Annotated in this window: 1 protein-coding gene; it reads left to right on the forward strand. The window is 57.5% G+C overall.

Features of this window, described 5'->3' with window-relative positions:
• The coding region (locus ACFVYJ_RS13835; protein WP_463255444.1) for a hypothetical protein at positions 1–254 on the forward strand (254 nt) is incomplete at both ends.

Raw genomic sequence — 254 nt, forward strand, 5'->3', positions numbered from 1 at the left:
GGTTGTCGGGCGGTAAAGCCTCTCTGGATGGCGGTACGCTACTGACTAATGACGCTGGCGAAATGCTGTTTGCCGAGCACCATTTTTCGGCCGGTCCTTTGCAGATCACCACCTGTATGCATCGCCGTGCCGGAAGTCAGCGTGAAACCGTGCAGGCCGTGACTGACGGTGCGCTCATCGACATTACGGATATGCGCGAATGGCGTGAGGAGCGTGGGCAGGGTGTAGTGAATAAACCGATTCCTGGTTGGCAG

It is taken from the genome of Pontibacter sp. JAM-7, from assembly GCF_048548695.2.
Lineage (GTDB): Bacteria > Pseudomonadota > Gammaproteobacteria > Pseudomonadales > Balneatricaceae > Neptuniibacter.